Source organism: Salinivibrio proteolyticus (genome assembly GCF_027286365.1).
GTDB classification, from domain to species: Bacteria; Pseudomonadota; Gammaproteobacteria; order Enterobacterales; family Vibrionaceae; genus Salinivibrio; species Salinivibrio proteolyticus.
The window spans coordinates 30,602-52,993 of record NZ_CP114585.1 but is presented as its reverse complement, the minus strand read 5'-3'; the positions used below and the strand labels follow the sequence as shown (position 1 = coordinate 52,993).

18 protein-coding genes and 1 pseudogene are annotated in these 22,392 nt (G+C 49.7%); 10 read left to right on the top strand and 9 right to left on the bottom strand.

Annotation, left to right across the window (positions count from 1 at the left end; all coding sequences use genetic code 11):
• Window positions 1–4: 4 nt before the first annotated feature.
• Window positions 5–1,021 carry a sugar-binding transcriptional regulator gene (locus N7E60_RS14240; protein ID WP_408642364.1) on the bottom strand — a complete coding sequence of 339 codons (1,017 nt, stop codon included), beginning with the start codon at window positions 1,019–1,021 and terminating at the stop codon, window positions 5–7.
• A 286-nt stretch (window positions 1,022–1,307) separates the two neighbouring features.
• Here N7E60_RS14240 and N7E60_RS14235 point away from each other — a divergent pair, with 286 nt between their 5' ends.
• Window positions 1,308–3,884 carry an EAL domain-containing protein gene (locus N7E60_RS14235; protein ID WP_269598838.1) on the top strand — a complete coding sequence of 859 codons (2,577 nt, stop codon included), beginning with the start codon at window positions 1,308–1,310 and terminating at the stop codon, window positions 3,882–3,884.
• A 49-nt stretch (window positions 3,885–3,933) separates the two neighbouring features.
• On the opposite strand, the gene N7E60_RS14230 is transcribed toward N7E60_RS14235, so the two are convergent.
• Window positions 3,934–5,046 carry an anhydro-N-acetylmuramic acid kinase gene (locus tag N7E60_RS14230; RefSeq protein ID WP_269598837.1) on the bottom strand — a complete coding sequence of 371 codons (1,113 nt, stop codon included), beginning with the start codon at window positions 5,044–5,046 and terminating at the stop codon, window positions 3,934–3,936.
• Window positions 5,047–5,360: 314 nt separating this feature from the next.
• On the opposite strand from N7E60_RS14230, the gene nagZ reads away from it, so the two are divergent.
• Complete coding sequence (gene nagZ / locus N7E60_RS14225; RefSeq protein WP_269599036.1) at window positions 5,361–6,365, top strand: beta-N-acetylhexosaminidase; 1,005 nt, start codon at window positions 5,361–5,363, stop codon at window positions 6,363–6,365.
• A 200-nt stretch (window positions 6,366–6,565) separates the two neighbouring features.
• On the opposite strand, the gene N7E60_RS14220 is transcribed toward nagZ, so the two are convergent.
• The 5 genes from N7E60_RS14220 to N7E60_RS14200 form a co-directional block, all read right to left on the bottom strand.
• Window positions 6,566–6,742, bottom strand: a complete 177-nt coding sequence (locus tag N7E60_RS14220) for a hypothetical protein (protein WP_157893189.1) — start codon at window positions 6,740–6,742, stop codon at window positions 6,566–6,568.
• Between the two features lie 144 nt (window positions 6,743–6,886).
• Complete coding sequence (gene hdfR / locus N7E60_RS14215) at window positions 6,887–7,741, bottom strand: HTH-type transcriptional regulator HdfR (protein WP_069586730.1); 855 nt, start codon at window positions 7,739–7,741, stop codon at window positions 6,887–6,889.
• Window positions 7,742–7,846: 105 nt separating this feature from the next.
• Window positions 7,847–9,313 (bottom strand): lactate dehydrogenase, encoded by a 1,467-nt coding sequence (locus N7E60_RS14210; RefSeq protein WP_269598836.1) that lies wholly within the window; start codon window positions 9,311–9,313, stop codon window positions 7,847–7,849.
• An 18-nt stretch (window positions 9,314–9,331) separates the two neighbouring features.
• Window positions 9,332–10,042: a purine-nucleoside phosphorylase gene (gene deoD, locus N7E60_RS14205; protein WP_069586729.1), complete on the bottom strand. Its 711-nt coding sequence runs from the start codon at window positions 10,040–10,042 to the stop codon at window positions 9,332–9,334.
• A gap of 22 nt (window positions 10,043–10,064) precedes the next feature.
• Window positions 10,065–10,235: a XapX domain-containing protein gene (locus N7E60_RS14200; RefSeq protein ID WP_069586728.1), complete on the bottom strand. Its 171-nt coding sequence runs from the start codon at window positions 10,233–10,235 to the stop codon at window positions 10,065–10,067.
• Between the two features lie 517 nt (window positions 10,236–10,752).
• Between N7E60_RS14200 and N7E60_RS14195 the strand changes: the two genes are divergently transcribed.
• From N7E60_RS14195 to N7E60_RS14180, 4 genes are all read left to right on the top strand, one after another.
• Window positions 10,753–11,667, top strand: coding sequence for a siderophore ABC transporter substrate-binding protein (locus N7E60_RS14195; RefSeq protein ID WP_269598835.1), 915 nt, complete (start codon window positions 10,753–10,755; stop codon window positions 11,665–11,667).
• Window positions 11,668–11,746: 79 nt separating this feature from the next.
• Window positions 11,747–12,694, top strand: coding sequence for an ABC transporter permease (locus N7E60_RS14190; RefSeq protein ID WP_069586726.1), 948 nt, complete (start codon window positions 11,747–11,749; stop codon window positions 12,692–12,694).
• On the top strand, window positions 12,687–13,634 hold the full coding sequence (locus N7E60_RS14185) for an iron chelate uptake ABC transporter family permease subunit (RefSeq protein ID WP_077454880.1): 948 nt from the start codon (window positions 12,687–12,689) through the stop codon (window positions 13,632–13,634). The genes N7E60_RS14190 and N7E60_RS14185 overlap by 8 nt, the downstream gene beginning before the upstream one ends.
• Window positions 13,635–13,639: 5 nt before the next feature.
• On the top strand, window positions 13,640–14,428 hold the full coding sequence (locus N7E60_RS14180; protein ID WP_269598834.1) for an iron ABC transporter ATP-binding protein: 789 nt from the start codon (window positions 13,640–13,642) through the stop codon (window positions 14,426–14,428).
• Window positions 14,429–14,469: 41 nt separating this feature from the next.
• Here the strand turns inward: N7E60_RS14180 and yddG are convergent, their stop codons facing one another.
• Together yddG and N7E60_RS14170 are read right to left on the bottom strand one after the other, a co-directional pair.
• Window positions 14,470–15,381 (bottom strand): aromatic amino acid DMT transporter YddG, encoded by a 912-nt coding sequence (gene yddG, locus N7E60_RS14175; RefSeq protein WP_269598833.1) that lies wholly within the window; start codon window positions 15,379–15,381, stop codon window positions 14,470–14,472.
• A 60-nt stretch (window positions 15,382–15,441) separates the two neighbouring features.
• Window positions 15,442–19,197 carry an EAL domain-containing protein gene (locus N7E60_RS14170; RefSeq protein WP_269598832.1) on the bottom strand — a complete coding sequence of 1,252 codons (3,756 nt, stop codon included), beginning with the start codon at window positions 19,195–19,197 and terminating at the stop codon, window positions 15,442–15,444.
• A 367-nt stretch (window positions 19,198–19,564) separates the two neighbouring features.
• Here N7E60_RS14170 and N7E60_RS14165 point away from each other — a divergent pair.
• The 4 genes and pseudogenes from N7E60_RS14165 to N7E60_RS14150 all read left to right on the top strand — a co-directional run.
• Window positions 19,565–19,801 (top strand): annotated as a pseudogene (locus tag N7E60_RS14165) (methyl-accepting chemotaxis protein); the annotation flags it as partial.
• A 16-nt stretch (window positions 19,802–19,817) separates the two neighbouring features.
• Window positions 19,818–20,564, top strand: a complete 747-nt coding sequence (locus N7E60_RS14160) for an SDR family oxidoreductase (RefSeq protein ID WP_069586721.1) — start codon at window positions 19,818–19,820, stop codon at window positions 20,562–20,564.
• Window positions 20,565–20,636: 72 nt separating this feature from the next.
• A complete protein-coding gene (locus N7E60_RS14155; RefSeq protein ID WP_269598831.1) occupies window positions 20,637–21,233 on the top strand; it encodes a DedA family protein in 597 nt (198 codons plus the stop codon).
• A complete protein-coding gene (locus tag N7E60_RS14150) occupies window positions 21,220–22,332 on the top strand; it encodes a D-alanine--D-alanine ligase (protein ID WP_269598830.1) in 1,113 nt (370 codons plus the stop codon). Before N7E60_RS14155 ends, N7E60_RS14150 begins: the two co-directional genes overlap by 14 nt.
• Window positions 22,333–22,392 lie beyond the last annotated feature (60 nt).

The window sequence follows — 22,392 nt, the reverse complement described above, 5'->3', positions numbered from 1 at the left end:
TGGTTTACTCTGGCTGTTGAAATGTGATCTTCTTCTCGTTTGGTGCCGGCTCTGACATATTCAATAGCGCCATGGCGCAACTGGCACTGGTTGCTAACACGTCAATGACACCTGTACGCAGTGCACCTAAGATGGACAACGCTTTGCGGCTTTCGCTTGCCATAGCAATCACATTAGGAATGCGCGCCAAATCTGGCATAGCTAGACCCACTACACGGCCTCGCATCAGATTATCGGTCGGTTGACCGTCCATGCGGAAAAAATCAAAGCCGCCAATGTCACCGACAATACCATCGTTAACCCGTGCTTCTACAAATTCGCGAGCGCTAAAACAGCCAAGTTTTACCATGTGGCTATTTTCATCCATATCGCCAATTCCCACCAGCGCAAACTCTGCTTTTCTGGCTTGGTTCAAGGTTTCACTGATGTTGGGGTGAGAAACAAAGACTTGTTGAATGGTTTCGTTGTCGACATAGGCAGGGGCGTAGAGGGTTTCGCTGCTTCCACCAAACTTTTTGGCGAGACGTCGACAAATATGGTCAGCGTTAAATGCATCTCCACTGCGGTGCGTACCACCAATGGCGCAGACAAAGCGTGTTTGACGATGAGACACTACACCTGGGTGATCTGCGACTGCCGCGACATTTTGTCCTTGACCAACCGCGACCACCATACCGTCGTTCAGGTTGGCATCCAAGTAAGCTGAGACGAGTGTCGCCACCTGCATACGTTGCTCTTGGGCACTGGGTTGATCGAGAGAGATAAGTGCGCGCTTTAAATTAAACCTGTCCATTAAACGCTGCTCAAGCTGCGCACTATGAACGGGGTGAAACTTTACTGTGATTTCGACGATCCCTTCCTCCCGTGCCCGTCGCAGCAATCGACTGACCTTGGGACGACTTATTTTGTACTTACGCGCGATCTCTTCTTGTGTAGCGCTTTGTTGGTAGTAAAGAATGGCGATTTCAGTCAATAAATCGGTGTCTTCTTGCAACGCGTCTGGTGTGGTTGGCATCGTCATCATGGGTGTACTCATTGGCTAGTGGGATGTGTCAGCCCTGAATGGAATTGATTGCAGTATAGCGTCGAACATTATCATGAACAAATGTTCAAAGATACGTTAAGTGTTCACTTGTTGTGGGTTAACGAGGCAACAAAGATGAGATCTGTGTTTGAAAAATTAGCCATATCTATCTAGGTTTACAAATGATCGCCTTGAAAGTTATTCACGGTGTCGGGAAAACCAAGACAGACAGGCAGAGTTAGACTGGTCTGCTGGGTCAATCACGATAAAACTTGGAGTGAAGATGCAAATGCAGTCTCTGCAGTCGCGACAGGCACTCATCTGGACCACTATTGCACTCGCCGTTGCCTTTGTGGCATCCATTTTTTATGGTATTGCCAACCTGACTCGTGTTTCGCAGCTCAATGATCCCTTGCTCGATGTGGAGTACCGCTACTTTATTGACGAGACTAACGAATTACCGCTCGAGTACGTGATTGATCACGCGCCACTTGCCACTGTACAAAACCCCGAATCAATCCCCTGGCAGCTCGAATATCAGACATTTTGGATACAAGTGGAGTTTGACTATAAAGGGTTAACTGAGCGTCATCTCCATATTCTGACCGATAATACGACGATTGATTACTTGGATGCGTATCATCTGATTGATGGCGATCAGATCGTGACTACGTATGAGGGAGGCGATGTTACTCAATCGCGATTAGCCAATATGTCTCTTCCTGCCTCAGTACCGGTCACGCTCCTGCCCGATAAAGCGAATACGTTGCTAATCAAAGTGACGTCGAGTGATATGCCAACCATGCCGTTATGGGTGATGTCACATCAAGCGTACGATCAACTCGCCAAAGCGATTCATCTTCTGTGGGGTGGCTTTATCACCTTTATGCTATTAGTCACCCTTTATAGTGTCGGGGTGTATGTGTATAGCCGGCAGCGTGTGTATTTGATTTATGTGTTGAACACACTGATGGCGACAGTGGTGATCAGTGCCAATCATGGTTTCAGTCGCTATTTTTTACCGGATTGGGCCCAAGTTTTTGTCAGTAACCATATTTTGGCATTCGCTGTATGCTTGCTAACCATTGCGCTGTGGTTCACCTACTTCTTCCTCGATTTTGAGCGCAGTCGAGACTACCAACGTGTCCGTTCCATGTTCTTGATGGCGACAGGTGCTTTAGCTGGCTTGGCGCTGCTTACATTTATCACTCCACCGTATATTTCCGCGTCGTTAGTGTTACTGTCTCAAGTGCCCATTTACGGATTGGTCATCTACTTTTTAATCAAACAGTGGCAACTGGGTAAATTCTGGTTGCTGTTATTTGGGTTGTCGTGGCTACCTGCAATGGCGGGTGGATTAGCGTTTTATGCGCTGCTGCTCGGCTACAGCGAATACACCTTAATGAGCCGTTATGCGTTGATGCTTTCCATGGGCCTCACCATGATGTTGTTTTCGGTTGCCTTAGCCGAGCGCTTCCGGTACCAGCGAATGAACGCTATGGAAGCACTGACTCATGATACGTTGAGCGGTTTGCCCAATACCAACGTGGTTCACATCGCGATCAATGATCTCATTGCTCGTAATATTAGCTTCAACCTGTGTTGTGTAACCGTTGACAACTACAATAATCTATTGCCCTACCTTGATGAAGATACGCGCAAGTCGTATATCAATACGATCGTTGATCGAATTCTAGAAGCCTTGGATGTTGAGCAGATTTATCAGATTGATACGGAATCAGACACCCCTTTCCAAAAACTAGGGTGCCTCAAAGAGGGAATATTTACCTTCTTGATTGAGGAGGAAGATTTAGAGACATGTAACCATATTTTAGAGTCCGTCATTGAGGGACTTAACGGTGAACTTGCTATCGAGTCTTTTATTACCCACATCAATGCGCGAATCGGCGTGTGTCACTATCCGTCTGATGGATCGCACCCTAGCCTGTTGATAAACCGCGCCATGCAAGCACTGCAGCAACATCGTTCCGTGCTCGGAGGATATACCCACTTTAACAACCACGAACACAAGTATCACGAGCTTCATGTTTCGTTAGTAGCAGATCTGCGTGAGGCAATTGAAAACGATGGGCTGGAACTCTATCACCAGCCTCAAATTGATTTACGAACAGGCTCCATTCATGGTTCTGAAGTGCTCGCACGCTGGATGCATCCACGCTTTGGACAGATTTCCCCCGATGTTTTTGTGCGTATGGCTGAGGACGTGGGTATTATCAACAACTTGACCCTATGGGTGATTCGACGTGCTTTCCAACAGCAGCAACAGTTAATTGCTAGCGGTCACTGTCGGCGCCTGTCCATCAATATCAGTGCGTCCGACATTTATATCCCGAACTTAGCGGCGCGAGTGGTTGATCTGGCAAGCCAATACGATGTACCAACGAATCTGGTTTCTCTTGAACTGACCGAATCGGTGATGGTTGAAGACTACGATTGGCTGAAGCGCTTGATTAGTGAGCTGTCGGCAAGTGGTATTGAGGTATCAATTGATGACTACGGCACCGGCTATTCATCGCTGTATTTTCTCTCACAGCTGCCATTTACTGAGTTGAAAATTGATCGTAGCTTTGTGTGCAATTTACCCCAAAGTGGTCGCCATCAGAGTATTGTACGTGCGACGACGGATATGGCGCGCTCACTTGGGGTCATGGTGGTTGCTGAAGGGGTGGAGTGTGAAGAAGCGGAAGCGCTATTGCGACGCTATGGCGTGGACGTTGGCCAAGGCTTTTACTACTCGCGCCCCTTACCGTTCAATCAGTATCAGGCTTACGTTCAGCGTATGGACAACGTCCAACCTGTCACGATTTTACGGCAAGGTCGCTTAAGCTCATCCGGATAACCGCATACAACTGGAAAAGTTGTACTCTTCTATTTTCTTCATGCCCTCCCTAGAAGGGCAAATAAATGGCACCCAAACAGCAGGCCTGACTAGCACCGGTGACAGCGGGCACGTTGCCCGGCTGATTATAGAGGGTTTGGCGGGCTAACCATGCAAACGCGATGGCTTCCATGTCGTCGCAACTGATCCCCACGTCATCTGAACGCGCAATATGCCACTGAGGCAGCGCCGCCTGCAGTGCTGCCATCAACGTTTGGTTGTGTGCGCCGCCACCACAGATGAACACGCGACCTTGCTCATGAGGCTGTATCGCCATGGCAATGCTTTGTGCCGTCAGTTCAAGTAGTGTGGCTTGCACCTGTGACGGAGAGAGTGAAAACGCCAGTAAGTGGCGATCCAGCCAGTCAAGGTTGAAGTATTCTCGCCCAGTGCTTTTTGGCGCAGGGCGTGAAAAATAAGGGTCAGAGAGCAAACGCTGTAGTAATGGCTGGTAGGCGGAGCAGCTGGCTGCCCATGCGCCATCTTTATCATACGCCTGATGTTTGTGACGCTGTATCCATGCATCCATCAGCATATTCCCCGGCCCCGTGTCATAACCGTATAAGGGTTGGTCGGGACATATCATGGAGACATTGGCAATACCGCCAATATTGACCACTGCGGTTGGCTGCTTGGCATCGGAAAATAAATCGTTATGGAATGCGGGTACGAGTGGCGCGCCTTGGCCGCCAAACGCCATATCTTTGCGGCGAAAGTCGGCAACCGTGGTAATGCCTGTTCGCGCTGCGATCACATTGGCATCACCCAGTTGCATGGTAAACGGATAATCACCACTGGGTTGGTGATACACGGTCTGTCCGTGACAACCGATTGCAGCAACATGCTTGGGGCGCAAGCTTGCGCTTTCTAGCAAGGTGTTGATGGCATTGGCGTAGCACTCGCCAAGACGGCGATCTAACTGCCCAATCGCAGTGATTGCAACTGGATGGCCGCGACTTAAACTGATCACGGTTGCTTTAATGTCTTGCGGCATGGCTTCACTGTGGCGTGCAATGGGCTCAACGTGCCCAGCCTGTGTAAAGCGTACTGCCACGACATCAATGTTATCTAAACTGGTGCCAGACATCACACCGATGTATATATCTGCTGCGGGTTGAGGCATGTGTGTTCCTTATCAATGCACAAATTGCGCAACCACTGGGCGTTATTAACACCCTGCGCGGACACATGAGGGGACCCCTAATAGGGAGCTGTTTAGTTGAATACCCCTTCCATGGCACGAGTATAAACAGATTGCGAATCTAGGCAAAGTGCTTGATTATTCTGTTGTGATAGTGGCTGCCAGCGTGGCATACGCACGGTATCAATACGTCACAAGGTTTTCAGTTGCCAAGCAAGTCACGTACTCGTAAGGCCTTGGCACCAGTATAACGTGCCGGCGTGGCAGTCGGCTGACAACGGGATGAAGGAGATATGATGGGGCCAGTATGGTTGGATGTTCACGCAGAGCGTATCGACAATGAGGAAAAAGAGATCTTAGCTCATCCCAGTGTGGGCGGTGTCATTCTGTTTGCACGCAATTATCATGACAGTGAGCAACTGCAGGCGCTCACTGCAGAGATCCGTGCAGCAGCGGGGCGCGATATTCTAATTGGTGTCGATCAAGAAGGGGGGCGTGTACAGCGTTTTAAAGCGCCGTTCACACGTATTCCAGCGGCACAGTCTTATGGGGCTCTTAAGGCGGATGCTAGTGTTGCTGAGCAAGCCGGCTGGTTGATGGCCGCCGAGCTTATCGCGCATGGGATTGATTTAAGCTTTGCACCAGTGTTGGACTTAGGATTTGCTTGCGCAGCGATTAAAGATCGGGCTTTTGGTGACAATCCCGCGGAGGCTATTCGTTATGCACGTGCCTTCACCCAAGGCATGCGCTCGGTGGGAATGGCAAGTACGGGCAAGCATTTTCCGGGTCACGGAGGGGTACAGGAAGACTCTCATCTGGTGACGCCGCATGATTCGCGTGAGATGTTGCACTCGTCGGATTTCGCCATCTTCAAAGCGTTCATCGAGGAAGGCTTACTGGATGCCATGATGCCAGCTCATGTGGTGTATCCGCATCATGATGCGCAGCCTGCCAGTGCATCCGCGTTCTGGTTGACCCATATCTTGCGCCAGCAGCTGGGCTTTAAAGGACTGATTTTTTCTGATGATCTCAGTATGGGTGGGGCACATGTATTAGGCGATGCACCGGCTCGCGCCTGCGCAGCCTTGGAAGCAGGCTGTGATATGGTGTTGGTCTGTAATGACCGAGATAGCGCGGTTGCCGTTCTCGATACCTTGCCCATCACAGATGTCCCCGCGGCCAGTCAATTGCGTGTAGCAAAAACGATTGATTGGACAGATTTGCAGCTTAATACGCGTTGGAAGTCTGCCAGAACTCAGGTCACTGCTCATCAGGCCAAATGGGAGGCGGCAACAGCGTAATACATATTACTCAGTACGCCATTGATAGCTTTTGGGGCTTGCCGTACACAAAAGGGCAACGCCGGAAGACGTTGCCCTTTTACTTATATTCTATTTAGCTGTGCGTGTGCTATCTCGCTATGTGCCTGAACCCGTTTTGTTGCCGTTGGGCGGTGTGGCCACCGTGTCATGCAATCTGATTGGGGGCTAGCGACTGTTTGTCAACGGTCATCTCCGAAAAAGCCATCATCGTGTTGTTGACGGCGCGACTTGTTCTGCTGACGTTTCTTACCTTTTTTACCGCGTGGTGCCTCGTCATCAAAATAGTCGTGGTGTCGGGACTTGAACTTCTCTTTGTGTTGAGAGCCATGTTTTAACCATTGATCCCACTGTGCCATGGTGGTGCTTTCCTAACGCTAATGTATTTACGTGGCTGTGTTTGCAGCCGGATATTCAGGCAACGCGCGCGTCACCCTTAAAGGTTAAGATAGCCCAAAAATTCACCGCCGACTAGTGAAATTATCATTGCAAACGTGTTTTTTTTACTCTGGGACAAGCTGGCCAGTAGAGCTTTGTAACTCATTGATTAAATGTGACTTATCGCTGCCATCTAACCAGACAAGATAAAGCTGATGAACCAATGCTGGGCTGGTGCCTACCAGATGCAGTTGTCCACGGTCGATGTATGGCTGAATAGCCAGAGACGGTAGAAATGCAACGCCGCCGTGGGTGAGTAAATAATTAAGCGCAAGGTGACACGATTGGGTATGGAGGACGGGTGGACGTTGCAATGCCTCAATACGACTTTGCTCGACAGCAAAGCGGGTTCCCCAATCCAAATAGACGATCGCTAAGTCTTGGATATCTGCCATGGTCACATCGGGCAGGTGGCTGACCAATTGCAATTGATAATCGCCGAGGTGATGGGAGTGCAATCCTTCGAGTTTGGGTAATTCAGACGTCAGACCGGCATCAATGCGCTTTTCAATCAATTGACGCGCCAGCATTTGTCGAGGCGTAGCTTCAGCGCGGATCACCCAATCAGGTTGATTGGCACATATACGATTAATCCAGTCACTGACCCCTTCTAGTTCCCAAAGCGTTGGGGAGGCTCCAATAGTGAGCTGCTCGTTGGCGGCTTGCGTCAAGGTGACATCTTGCTGAGCTCGTTGCCATGTTTGTAGCAAGGTTTCCGCATAAGGCAGCATGCGTTCTCCGGCACTTGTGAGCCGAACATTCCCGCGTTGACGAATGAATAAAGGGGCACCGAGTTGGGTTTCGAGCTGACGAATTCGAAAACTGACTGCCGATTGCGTCAAATAGAGGTTATCGGCCGCGTGGCCAAAATGACGTGTTTTACTGACCTCGATAAAGGTACGAAGAAGTTGAATATCCAAATAAAACACCCTGTAAAGAACCCACAGTCTTATTTAGGCAACAAAAAGTGATACGCGTCAAGTCACATCGTGTGATTTATCAAGGGAATGGAAAGGAAGCCGCGGTTAAAGGAGCAGATCGGCCAACGTCAGCGGTCGGTCGGTCAAACCAAGGTGCTGAGCCGGTGTTTGGTGCTGCTTGTCTTGCCAACACAAGTTGTGCCACGCGCGGTAAATATCAAGCAGGGGAAGCAGGCCGCCGGGACGTAAGCGTCGACGAGGCTCATTGACTAACAGCGCAAATTGCTGATGAAAATGTTGCTGATATTTCTTCAATGCATCGCAGCTAGCATGGGTTAACCAGTACGCTTCTTTGCCTTTTGCTTGGCCATGATCGCAAATGGCTTTTGTGCCTTCACCACTGCGCGTAAACGCCCAGCGATCGCGCCACCAACTAAGTAATACGATATCGATTTTCTCAGGCTCTGCGCCGGGTTGCCAGTATGCGTCCTGTTCAACGTATACGTGACTGACGCGTTTATCCCGAATGTCAGCTTCAAAGACGGATAAGCAGGCAGAGCGGAGCAAAGGCTCTTGCGGTGAAAACACCACAATGTTTTGCCAATGCGCCAATAAGGGCTTGAGATTTAGGTAGTGTGCATAGGTTGTGTACTGTGGACGTATCAAGGTGCCACGGTTAGGATAGATAAAATGCAGTGGCTGGGTATACGGGTCTTCCACATTCGAGCGGGCGAAAACCGCGCGATATTTTGCATCCACGCGACCGAGTAATCCCTCGGGTGTCGCGAGTGTTTCGCTTCGGTCGACATCAGGCGCACTGGCGATAAATCGACAATGATCTTGATAGGGATCGTGCTGAGCATTGACCACTGGGTGATCGTACGAATGATAATTCACGTCTTGCAGCAACACATAACCGCTATGTGCTTCCCCCGTAGCGAGCCATTGCACGCCATTTTGACTGTGTGGCTGCAAAGGTGCGTGTACACTAGCAAGGTGGCCTTGGGTGGTTTCGCCTAAAAAGCGCGTATCATAAGCCGCAAGTTTTTGCCGACAGCGAGCGGCAATATGGTTGAGATGATCGTAAAAGGTCTTGGGGTTCAGCGTTAGACGGCGGCAAATCTCTCGCACCGTGTGGCCTGTGAACAGGTAGGCCAACAACTTTTGCTGTAACTCACTTTTTTTATTCACCCCCGACCAGCGATCGACGAAGGTGCTTTGACACCCTTTACAGCGATAGCGTTGTTTATCACCGCTGTAGCCAAATGCATGGTAGCAGGCTCGGTGGGTGAGTACGGGGTTGCCCAGATGTTCGCAATCTGGGTTGGTGCAGGCGCATAAACCATCGGCATGCAGTTGTCGCTGAGTGATCAGCTCTGCATGCACTTGGTGGTTGTTGAGCAATGGAGGAAACGCACCACACTCGCGGCATACCAAGGTTGGGCGTGCCGGATTGGTGTGCTGAACCAAGTAATGCTGCTCATCAGTGGACCCAAAATTTGGGCAAGTGAGCGTTTTACAAAAGTTCAGCTGCAAGTCACCGGCAGCTGGGGGCAGTTTGCCGCTAGACACGTTTCCTCCGATCAACACTTACAGGTTGATCGCTGTTTCAAGCGATACAGTCATCATTTCGTTAAATGATTTCTGACGCTCGTCTGAGCTCAAGGCTTCACCACGGATGATGTGGTCAGACACAGTCAAAATGGTCAGTGCGCGCGCGCCCAGCTCAGCGGCCACACCGTAGATGCCTGCCGCTTCCATATCAACCGCAAGGATGCCAAGCTTGTCCATGGTGTTGAACAGGTCCGCTTCAGGGCTGTAGAACAAGTCTGCAGAGAATACGTTACCCACACGAACAGAAACGTTTTGTTTGCGCGCTTCACCTACTGCCGTTTCCAGCAGATGGAAGTCAGAGATCGCAGCAAAATCGTGGTTCGCGAAACGCGTGCGGTTCACTTTAGAGTCGGTTGATGCACCTTGTGCAACAATCACATCCATCAGTTTTACATCGTCTTTCACAGCGCCACAGCTACCAACGCGAATGATATTCTTCACGCCGTAGTCTTTGATCAGCTCATGCACGTAGATTGAGCAAGATGGAATACCCATACCGTGGCCCATCACTGACACTTTTTTCCCTTTATAGGTGCCGGTGTAGCCAAACATGTTACGTACGTCAGTGACACGCTCTGCGTTTTCCAAGAAGTTCTCGGCAATGTATTGCGCACGAAGTGGATCACCTGGCATCAGGACGGTTTCAGCAAAGGCGCCATCTGCGGCATTGATATGTGGGGTAGCCATAATGTGCTCCAATTATCTTAAGTTAAGAGAAAAAGCGTTCGATCACGGCCTGATAGGCCATGCCGCCAAGGTAGATACCAACAATGCCCATGATCCCCGATAGTACTGGGGGAGCAGGCAGTGGTAGCTTGATCGCGCTGAAGAAAAAGCCAACGATGGCACCAGCGACGACCGCAAGTAAAATCTCGTTCATTGTAACCCTCAAACAACTTATTAGATGCAGTCAAACTCATGTCGGTGCCGATTTTGCGACAGTTCTAACTGTCTTTATTGTCTTTGCTCTGGCGCCGGATGAGATGGACTCAGTGTATGTAACAACGCCCTAGTAACGCGCGATCCCGATCACAACTATCTGCATATTACCGCGAATACCCCCTAATGGTTACCAAATATGTTGATAGTGTCGATGCAATCGCTTGCTTTTTGGTCATTCAGAGCATGACGTGTGATCACGTAGGCCTTTTTGATGGTGTGTGAGGGGATAGTGGCGCAAACAAAAACAGTTCTTTTGCGCCAGATCAAGGTAGGCATCAGCCGTCACTGAGTCACTTTTGCTGTTGATCGCTGCTCGGATAGCAAACATAGATTGATGTCTCTTATCTTGCGCAATATCAATATAATTATAAATATGAACGATTCTCACTTCTATTCGTGACTTCGTTTTTTAATTGCGCTAGCATGCTGCCATCAACCTTGATGAGGAACTAGCGATGCGAGCTTTTCGTTCAATTTTTCAACTTGTTATCTTAACGACATCTTTACTATTTGGTAGCCAAGTCGCGGCAAAAACCATTGAGCATGCGATGGGTACAATCGAGATAGATGGTGTGCCACAACGTGTGGTCGTGTTGGGCCAAGGTAGCTTAGACGTGTTAGATCGTATTGGTGTTGAGCCTGTGGGTGTGGTCAAGTCACTGATGCCCGACTATCTTGCGGACAAGTACCAAGATGAAAAGTACGTCGCCGTGGGTACGGTAAAAGAGCCGGACTATGAGGCTATTTTCATGGCCAAGCCGGACCTGATTATTGCTGAAGCACGTATGGCCTCCCTGATGAAAGAGTTGGAAGAAATCGCCCCGACGATTATGTTCCAAGCAGACTACAACCAATACTGGCAGAGCGTGCAGAATAGCTGGCGTATGCTAGGTCAAGTCTTCGACAAACAAGACAAAGTGGAAGCAATCATCGCAAAGATGGATGCCAAAATTGCTAGCACACGTAACAAAGCCGCTGCGGATAACTTTAATGCGTTGATGGTGATGAGCAACGGTAGCAAAGTGGCAATGTTCGGCGAGAAAAGCCGCTTTGGTATGGTGTTTGATGAGCTCGGCCTAAAACCTGCGAAAAGCGACGATGTCGAGGTCGCCGGCTCTCATGGCAACTTGATTTCTTTCGAGTATATTGCCGATGCCAACCCAGATGTACTTCTTGTGCTAGATCGTGAGCAAGCCATTGGGGAAGGTGTGGGTAAAGCGAAAGCGCGCTTTGATAATCCACTGGTTAACAAAACGCCAGCCCATCAGAACAACCGTATTAGCTATCTAGACCCAACGGCGTGGTACATCACCATGGCGGGCATGACGGCGATGGATAAGATGATCGACGATGTAAATCGCGTTCTCTAACCGCCAAATAACTGGCTAATATTGACCCGGGCATTCCCCGGGTCTTTGTGATTGTAAGCGTCTCAACGGTAGTTGTGTTGTGAAATACCTTTCTATACCCGTACTCGTGATTCTCGCGCTGTTATCGATTTCGATAGGGGTGGCGCACGTATCGATTGAAAATCTACTCGCAGGCGATGCGCAAGCGTGGACCATTTTTACCACCAGTCGAATTCCGCGATTATTGGCCATCTGTTTGGCGGGTGCTGGCCTCAGTGTTGCCGGCTTAATCATGCAGCAGATTTGTCAAAACCGATTTGCCTCACCTGATACCACTGGCACCATTGATTGTGCGCTACTGGGTTATGTGTTGACGCTGGTGGTCTTTGCCGGCGCGAGCCAGTGGTTGGACTTGGCCATGATTGTCGGGACCGCCATGGCGGGCACATGGTTATTCGTTCGTTTTCTGCAGCGCCTCAAATTCAAAAACACGGTACTGGTACCACTGATTGGCATCATGTACGGCAACGTGGTGTCTTCGCTCACTCAGTTTCTTGCTTACAAATACGACCTGATTCAGACCTTGCAGGCGTGGACGGTCGCCAACTTTTCGTCCGTGCTGTCGGGTAACTACGAAATCTTGTTTGTCGCTGTGCCTGTTTGTGCCATTGCTTACGCCTATGCCAGTCAATTCAGCGCCGCCAGTATTGGCGAAAGCTTTGCTAAAAATATTGGCTTGGACTACCAAAAAGTGGTGCTGTTCGGCGTGATGGTCGTGGCGCTTTTGTCTTCGGCCGTGGTGATGATCGTAGGGGTGATCCCTTTCTTGGGCCTGATTGTTCCCAACGTGGTGTCCTTATTTATGGGCGATAACATTAAACGCAATCTGCCATGGACTGCATTCTGGGGCGTTGTGCTGGTGTTGAGCTGTGACATTTTAGGTCGAGTGTTGATTTTCCCTTACGAAGTGCCGATCGCAATGATCATTTCCATTCTTGGGGGCGCGGTCTTTATTTATTTAGTCATGAGGGATAAAGCCAATGCGTGATGTGGTTAAACTCTCTCTTGTCTTCCTCGGTACGTTGGCCGTCGCTGGATACTTTCTGGGTCATGGCCTTACTGCGGATAACTATGCCTATTTTCTCTCGCGTCGAACCCCGAAAGTATTGGCGATCGCCCTCGCAGCAGTGGCTATTTCGGCGTCATCGTTAGTGTTCCAAACCATTACCAATAATCGCATTCTTACACCGTCGATTCTTGGCTTCGATAGCTTGTACATGTTGTTGCAAACAACCTTGCTGGTGGTGTTTGGCGCATCCAGCGTATTGCTGATTAATCCGTATTTAAATTTTGTGGTATGCGTGATCTTAATGACGATTAGCGCCACGGTTTTATTTACGCTGTATTTTCGACGCCGACGCGCGAACATTTACACCTTACTCTTGATTGGTATCGTGCTGGGGAGTGTGTTTGGCAGCATCAGTCAGTTTTTTACCTTGTTGGTCGACCCGAGTGAGTTTGCGGTGCTGCAAGATGCGATGTTCGCAAGCTTTAACAATGCGAACCGTGATTTGGTGTACATGAGTGTTCCGGTGCTCGCATTGTGCTTGCTCGCGCTTTATCGCTATGCCAATCAATTGGATGTGTGCTGGCTAGGAGAAGACAACGCGATTAGTCTTGGCGTCGATATTCGCCGTCTTACTCTTAAAGTGATGATGATTATCGCGGTGATGATTGCAGTATCAACGGCGCTTGTCGGCCCAGTGCTGTTCTTTGGCTTGATTGTGGTTAGCCTCGCGCGACAAATGTTCATCAGCTATCAGCACCGCTTTTTGATTATCGCTACCAGCATTTTGGCCGTGTTCTTGTTGCTAACCGGTCAGTTTGTTGTCGAGCAGTGGTTTGGTTTTGAAACCACTGTCAGTGTCATTATCAACTTTGTTGGCGGGAGTTACTTCCTGTACCTGCTGACTAAAAATAAGTTTTAACCATTATGATTGAACTGATCGAACTCTCTAAATCCTATGGGCAAACCAAGGTGGTTGACCAAGCCAGCGTGCTGTTTCCACCGGGAAAAGTGACTGCAATCATAGGGCCCAATGGTGCTGGGAAAAGTACCTTGTTATCGATGGCCAGTCGACTGACTGACAGTGATGCGGGGCAGGTTTTAATTGGTGAAAAGCCGTTGGCCGAGTGGAGCAATGAAGCATTGGCGAAACGTCTTGCGGTGTTGCGCCAGTCCAATAATATCAATATGCGCTTTCGCATTCGTGAATTGGTCGCGTTTGGTCGCTTTCCTCACTCAAAAGGCCGTTTAAGTGACGACGATAACCGGATCATCGATGATGCCATCGCGCAGCTTGGTTTGGAGGAGCTTCAAGACCGCTTTATCGATGAGCTGAGTGGGGGTCAGCGCCAAATGGCCTTCATTGCGATGGTTGTAGCGCAAAATACCGACTACATCTTTTTGGATGAGCCGTTAAATAACCTCGATATTCGCCACTCTGTGGCCATTATGCAGACGGTGCGTGACTTGGCGCACCGCCATAATAAAGCCGTGGTGGTGGTGATGCATGACATCAACTTTAGCGCATGTTACGCCGACAATATGGTTGCGATGAAAAACGGTGAAGTGGTTGCCAGTGGTTCGGTGAACGAGGTGGTAACGAAGCCGGTGATGGAACGCATTTATGAGATTGAATTTGATGTGAAAGACATCAATGGTCAACGTATTTGCCTTTATTACGGCGCCCCGACACCGGCGTTGGCGCTGGCTCAGTAAACGGTCTCCAGTCACGAACGCGACTGGAGACTACCGTGTGACTAGTGCGATTTTGCGGTACTTGGTGTGTTGTGGCTGGTTGGTGCACGAGTCAGCCACCAACTGGCCAGTGAGCCTAGCGTCACCATCGCCACGCCTTGCCAGAAGGTGAGCGTTAGTTCGGTAGACAAAAGAATGGCGGACAAAAATGTCGATAAAATCGGGATGAAATAAGACAAGGTCGCCAAAAAGACCAAGTTGCCCTTAAGGATGCCAAGGTTCCATAACCCGTAACCGCCCCCCATTGCCGCACCGGCCAATAGGACATAACCGACGTCTGACCAAGAAGCGGAAAGTGCTGGCGCGTCGGAGAGCGCGAAACCGATCCAGAGTGTGATGGCGGTGGCGATAAAGAACCAAGTGATGCCATTTTTTCCCTGCGCACTCATGCGAGTCAGATTACAGTATATGGCCCAAATGATGGCACCACTGAACGCCAGTGTGTAGCTCAATGGATTAGAGTGAATATTGGCGACTAAATGTTGCCAAGACACCCCCTGTTTGCCACCAACGGTCCAAACGACGCCTAAAAAGGCGATCATCAAGGCTGGGTAAAGCCAAAGACTGACTTTTTGACGCGTGATGAGCACGGAAAAAAACACGGTTAGACATGGCCACAAATAGTTAATCACGCCCATTTCGATCGCTTGTGTCCGCGTATTGGCCCACGCTAACGACAACGAAAGGCATAACTCGTAGACCACGAATAACACGCCGCCAACAATCAAGTAGCGACGCGGAAAGTCACTGAGTTTAGGTGCCCCAACAAAAAGTACTAAGCAGAGCGCTGCGATAGAGTAAATGGCAGCAGCGCCACCCAAAGGGCCAAGCAGTTCGGTCACGTGGCGAATCAGGGCGACATTGCTGCTCCACAGCAGGATCGCTCCACACCCCGCAAGCGTGTATTGATTCATAACAGGCAGTCCAAGCAAAAAAGCTTAAATTGCCTATCTTTTCGGCATCACGCAACCCCATCAAACATCTTTTTGTTTCTTCAATGCTTTTTGGGCAAGTAATGTATCGAGTGGCGTGGGGTGATCGATTAAGAATCCCTGAACATAATCGATGCCAATGTCTTTGACCAAAGCGAGTTTCTCTTCATCAGAGACCCATTCAGCCACGGTTTTATACTGCATGGTATTACAGATATTGACGATGGATTCGATAATCACGCGATCTATTTTATTTTCCTTATCAGCCAAGTTTGCGACAAATTGGCCATCGACTTTGACCACATCGACATTAAACAGTTTGAGATAGTGGAAGGAACATAGCCCTGAGCCGAAATCGTCAAGCGCCACATGGGCGCCATAGGCACGTAGCTCGTCAACGAAAGAAATCGCAGAGTTAAGGTGGCTGATCAGTGCCGATTCCGTGATCTCAAAACATAGCCTATCAGTGGGGAAGACGGACTCGGCGACCAATTGCTTGAGTCGGGCCTGGAAGTTGGGGTCACTGATCGAATGGGCGGACAGGTTAATATTGAATCTTAGCCCAGAGTCCGCCAACTCTTGTGCGCGAGTAGTCAGGACATAGTTCGCCACCCACTCATCAATATCGCGGATATGACCAAAAGCTTCTGCGGCGGGAATAAACTCCCCGGGGCTCACAATGCTGCCATCGGTGTCCACCATACGGACCAATAACTCGTACCAGTGTTCGACTGTCGGCCCTTCAACCGGCGCAACTTGCTGACCATAAAGTGTAAATCTGTCTTCGGCCAACGCTCGGGTGATTTTACCGACCATTTGCATATCATTATGCCGTCCTTGTGCCGAGCCTGAAATATCATCGTATTCCACGATCTGACCGCGGCCTGTGGATTTGGCGGAATACATCGCCACATCCGCGCGACTCATCAAATCGGAAAGGGAAAGTGCATTATCGGTGACATTGACAAGTCCAACACTGGCACTGATAGAGAAAATACGCTCCCCATACGGGAAGGATAGTTGTTCTAAGCGATGGATAAGCGTTTTAATGGTGCGTTTAGCATCATGCAGATTGCAATTAGTCAGCAGTACCGCAAACTCATCCCCGCCTAGGCGTGCGACCGCATCGTCACTGCGAATGTTATCGGATAAGGCTTGGGAGACTTGGCACAACACTTCATCCCCAGCGTGGTGACCCACCGAGTCGTTAATGATCTTAAATAAATCGAGATCGATAAACGCTAATACGGAAGGGATATCCATCTCTCGCGCTTGCACGAGGTGCTGTTCCATGAAGGTTTCAAATGCGCGTCTATTGGGCAGTTGTGTCAGAGGATCGTGGTTGGCATTGTAATCGAGCTGTGCCATTAAGGCGTGCTGCTCTGAGACATCTCTCAAAACCACCACATAACCACGATACGATTGTTGCTCGTTATCGCCTAACAAAGGAGAGATGGCGACAGAAACATACACTTGTTTGGTATCATTGAGCACGAGCCGATAGGCATCTTGAATATGGGTTTCGAAATGCGTGTTGAGCTGTTGTTCACTGAGGAACGACAAGCGAACCGGCTCTCCATGATGGAAAAGATAAAATACATCATCGACCGATTGGCCAATCGGGGCCTGCACACGATAATTAGCAAGTTTTAGGGCGGTATTATTGAGATAGACCAAATGGCCTTTCTCATTCAAGGTGATCACGCCATCATTAATAGAATTCATGACCACATTGAGTTGTTCACGCTCGGATGCCAAAGTCGCGTTTAATTTATTAATTTCGGTGTTATCCCAATTGGCTCCAATCATGCGGATGGGCTGGCCGTTCTCATCAAATTGCGTCGTTGCTAAGGCACGCAAATACCGCGTGTGCCCTTGCCGATCGATGATACGAAATTGCGTATCAAGCTGTGCCATATTGGCGAAGGCTTGCGTGAGTTCATCCTGAACGCGTGGAAAGTCGTCAACATAAATATGTTGTTGCCAGGTGGCGAGTGTTTCGCAACCGGCGCCTGTCGCTATGTCATAGAGCTGATACATTTGTGAATCCCACTCGAGGCGGTCTTCTTGCACGTGATATTCCCAAATCCCGATGTTAGCCGCTTGTGTGGCGGCTTCTAGCCGACGTCGAAGCGTATCGTTTTGCACATTTGCTAAGTACTGCTCGGTAATATCAATCGCAGTACTGAGCACAGTTTGGGCGTCATCGTCTTGGCGTGCGGAAGATTGGCGAAGGTAACGATACTCACCTGATGCGTTTTGAAAACGAAATACTTCAATGACACGTTCAGTATGGCCATCAACAAGCAGCTTCATGGCCTGCTCAAGCGCAGGGCGGTCTTCGGGATGAATCCGTGCGAGCCAAGCTTGATAGGTGCGAATCTTCTTGGCTTGAATGCCGAGTAAGGGCGCAGACCAATCAGAAAAGATCAGTAAACTTGTTTGGGTGTTTAATTCGAATACCGCGAGCTTGTTGATATCAAGTGCAAACCGCCAGCGCGCGAGCCAACGTTTTTGTTCACGTTGTGCCGCTTTGAGTTGGTTGATATCTTCGACTTGGCTGATCAGATGGGTAACATGCCCGGCGTGTTTGTCACGTACCGCAGTAACAGAGAGCCGCCCCCAAACAACATAACCATCGCTGCGGACAAAGCGCTTTTCCATCCGCTTATTATCAATATTCCCGATGATCAGATCGTTAAAATAGGCCTTCAACTCATCTTGATCTTCCTCTCGGGTAAAGCGAGAAACATGGACGCCGCGTAGCTTGGTCTGTCGGTAGCCCCAAAAGGTTGCAAGGCTCTGGTTGATATCTTGGATATAGCCGCGCGAATCGAGTATCGCCATCCCAATTAATGAATTGTGCATAGCCTGAGTCAATAAGGAGTGTTGCTGAGTATGTTGGCGTTGATGCTGGCGATAGCTATAAGCCAGTTGAGTCATACATACCCCAATAACGAGCGTGCTCGCGGCAGTGGCCAGCATGGGGATGGAGGCTTGGTAGCTACTTTCTAGGTGAAAGGTCAATACCCCCATTGCACTCAGCACATCAAAGCTCAATACCGCCAACGCGATCGTACTCAGGCCAATTAAGCGGCTCTGTAGGGTGGCGGCGAGGAAAAATAGCCCAGTCAATGCGATAAATGGATAAGGAATAGCGTAGAGCACCGCAGTGATCAGTGCGAATAAGGCCACACAGCTGGCTAATAAATAGCTGGGAGATGTGTGAACAATCAGTGCATTTTGTCGTTTAGAACGGCGCTCGGCATTGATCACTAACAAGAGTGGAAAGAGGGCAACAAAGCCGATCAATTCGCTTAGATACCAGCGTCCCAAGGCGTAGTCGACATGCATCGCGTCGTGAAAGGAGAGTACGCTGGCACCTAAAACCGCACCGAGCAATGGTGACAGCACGATAGTGGGTCCGATACCGCGAATAAACGGCCACATGCCTTCCAAGGCATGACCAAAGCGCACCCGCATGGTGCGGTATAGAAAACAGCCCAGTAAGGCAGTCGAACCGTTAATTAAGGCAAGACCGATACTGAGTGACGGGGGGATACCCATCAAGGTATCGGCATAATAAATGCCAACGATAAAGCCAAGCAGGCCAATCGACCATGCATAGCGAGGAAAGCAAGTGAGCACAAAAGCACCGGCTGCGGAGGCGTACCAGATGATGGCGAATTGCTCGCTGTCGGGAAGGACGGCAAGTGAAAACCACACGAGGGTAAAGCCAGTGATTGCAAGCGCCAAAAATGCATGAGTGGAATGGCGTACTCGCCGACTAAAAATCATGAGTCTCTCGTTAATAACAACAACCTATGGTCAGCTTAGCCCACTTTTACGTGATTAAGATGGGAACCCAAGATTTTTCGAATTGTAGTAAGGACTCAGCGATTTTGGCCTATACGGCTTTGGTCTAAATTTGATCTCATTCACCGACTTTGCCAAAAAAGCATGTAATTAGTATGAAGCTATGAACAAAATTGCGTTTGAGCTCTGGCTCGTGGCGCTAATCTTCAGCGCGATGCGTGAGCAAAGCTTGCAGGGATATCATCAGTCGAGCGCGTCGATTGATGAAATGCGCCAAATCAACCAAAAAAACAGCGACCACACTCACACGTATTCAAGCATTGGATGTCAACGAGAATAAGGTCAGTGATTTTGTCAGCCTCTTACCGGTGATTATGCGCAAGATATCGCCGATAACCGTACAAAACGATTGTTTGATAACCGAACAGGTAGGCGTTGTGGGCAACATACTGATACCATGCTGTTGCAGACCTATAAACGTGACACAGGTGAAGTGATGCATGACTTGTCTGTTCCTCTTTTTGTCGGTGGTCGACACTGGGGAGCGGTAAGAATGGGGTATCATCCGCCTGTGTCTGCGGATTAAGCGAAAAGGAGTAGCAATGAATCCAGTTGCGATTGTAACCGGGGCAAGCGGCGGCATCGGCCGAGAGACCGCAAAGTTGTTAGCACAGCGTGGCTATGCCATCTGTATTAACTATCTAAGCAACAGTGAATCCGCATTTGAGTTGGTTGATGAACTCCAAGCCATTGGTGTAAACGCAATTGCGGTTCAAGCCGATGTCTCGACCGAGGAAGGCGTAACACGTTTGTTTAGCGAAGCGGATAACCGCTTAGGTAATGTCACAGCGCTGGTCAATAACGCGGGTATTATGCAGCCTCAGTCTTCGGTCAGTGGGATGGATGCGGCGCGCATCAACGCGATGTTTCAGGCCAACGTGACCAGTGCGTTTTTGTGTTGCCGTGAAGCCGTCTTACGTATGTCGCAATCGCGTGGCGGACGTGGCGGGGCGATTGTTAATGTATCGTCTGCTGCGGTAAAAACTGGCTCGCCAAACGAGTATGTTGATTACGCGGCGACGAAAGCTGCACTCGATACGTTAACCATTGGCTTGGCGAAAGAGGTTGGACGCGAAGGTATTCGTGTTAATGCTGTGCGCCCGGGCCCGATTGATACCAACATGCATGCCGCCGGCGGTGAGCCTGATCGCGTCGCCCGCGTCGCGGACAATATTCCTTTGGGACGAGGTGGCTCAACATTGGAAGTCGCCGAGATGATCGCTTGGCTGTTGTCGGACAGCGCTTCGTACTCGACCGGCAGCCTCTTTGATGTTGCAGGCGGGATGTAATCACGTTTTTCTAATCATTTGTCGGCGAGTGTGGCTGTCTGCTGTCTATGTTTAATAGAGAGGAGTTCGCCGATGATCGAGAGTTTGATACCCAGTTTGGCGACATGGTCGCCGCTGGGTTTATTTTTTCTTATTATTGCCACGTCATACTTACTAGAAGACGCTGCTATCGCGTTGGCGGCATATATTGCGGTACAGAGCTTGCTGCCGTGGCCGTCTGCGTTATTGGCAATCTTTATTGGCATTGCCAGCGGTGATATGGCTTTGTACTTATTGGGCCTTTATGCGCGGCGGTATCGAAGTTTACGGGCTCGCTTACTGACGCAAAAAGGGGTAAGAAAAGCGCGCCATGCACTCCGCCGTCAACTGTTCCTCAACTTATTCCTAATCCGCTTTATCCCAGGTTTACGGACCGTCGCTTATAGCCTCAGTGGTTTCCTCTCCATTTCGGTAGTGATATTTGCCCTCGCGGTTGGTGTGGCGACAGCGTGCTGGACCGGATTGATCTTCTGGGGAGCGTTTGAGATTGAGCATAATCCTTGGTTGGCAGAGCGGCAGCTGACTGGCTGGGCGTTTTTAGGCGCAGTCGTTGGACTGGTGCTGGTGAACCGATTTTTACGCCGCAGAGCATTGCCAAAATTAACAAAGAGGCAGTATGACCAAGTCTAAATCGGTACTGACCGGACAAACGGGTATGCCAGATTATCCTGTTGTACGCACGTCGGGGTGGTTTGAATTCTTACCCGCTTGGGCGTTTTATACCTCTGTCGTCGCGCAATCTATCGTACTTGCTGCCTACTACCGCAGTGTGACTGTCCCTTTATTGGCCAACCCTGGCATTTTTTTATCTGGCATGGTGGGGGAGGCGAAATCAGATATTTTTGCACTCGCAGGGGACGTGGCGCACCAATATATCGCCCCTTATGTGTGTTGGCAGAAACCTGAAGGTGTGGATTCAACAAGTCTGTCGTTACTGCAGCACAAGCTCGCGCAACAAGCGATTAGTTTTCCATTGGTTGCTAAACCGGATAAAGGATGCCGAGGCGCCGGTGTGCAATACATCGATAGTGAGCGCAAACTGCACCGTTACATTGAGGCCTTCCCGACCCACCGTAAGATTATTTTTCAAGCGCTTGCCCCTTATCCTGCCGAGGCGGGGATCTTTTATCTGCGTTATCCCGGTGAGGCGACCGGTGAGATTATCTCTCTGGGGCTAAAGTATTTGCCATCAGTAATAGGCGATGGGGTGTCTACGCTAAAAACGCTGATTGAACAGCATGCTGATATTGGTACACGTGCCCACTTATACCATGCTCGTCATCAACACCGACTCGATACGGTGATCGCAAAGGGAGAGCGGGTGACCTTGGCATTTTCTGGTAGCCACTGTCGAGGTGCGCTATTTAAACAGGGCGCACACTATGTGACACCTGAACTGCGGGCAAAGATGGACGAGATTGCCAACGACATTGATGGTTTTTACTTTGGCCGTTTTGATATCAAGTTTCGTGACATTTCGTCGCTAATGAAAGGAGAGACGTTGTGCATCGTGGAAATCAATGGTGCCAGTAGCGAGCCAGTACATATCTGGGACAGTGACAGCAGTTATTGCGAAGCAGTACGTGCCTTGATGAGTCAGTATCGCCACCTTTACCAGATTGGCGCGGCGTGGCGGCGGCAAGGTTATACACCGCCCTCGTTACGGGTACTGCTGAATGCTTGGCGCGAAGAACGACAATGGATGACGCGCTATCCACAAACTGATTAAACGGCATGACTTCTGCTAGGTATGGATGGGATCAGGACAGCGCAGGATGACAGATCCCAC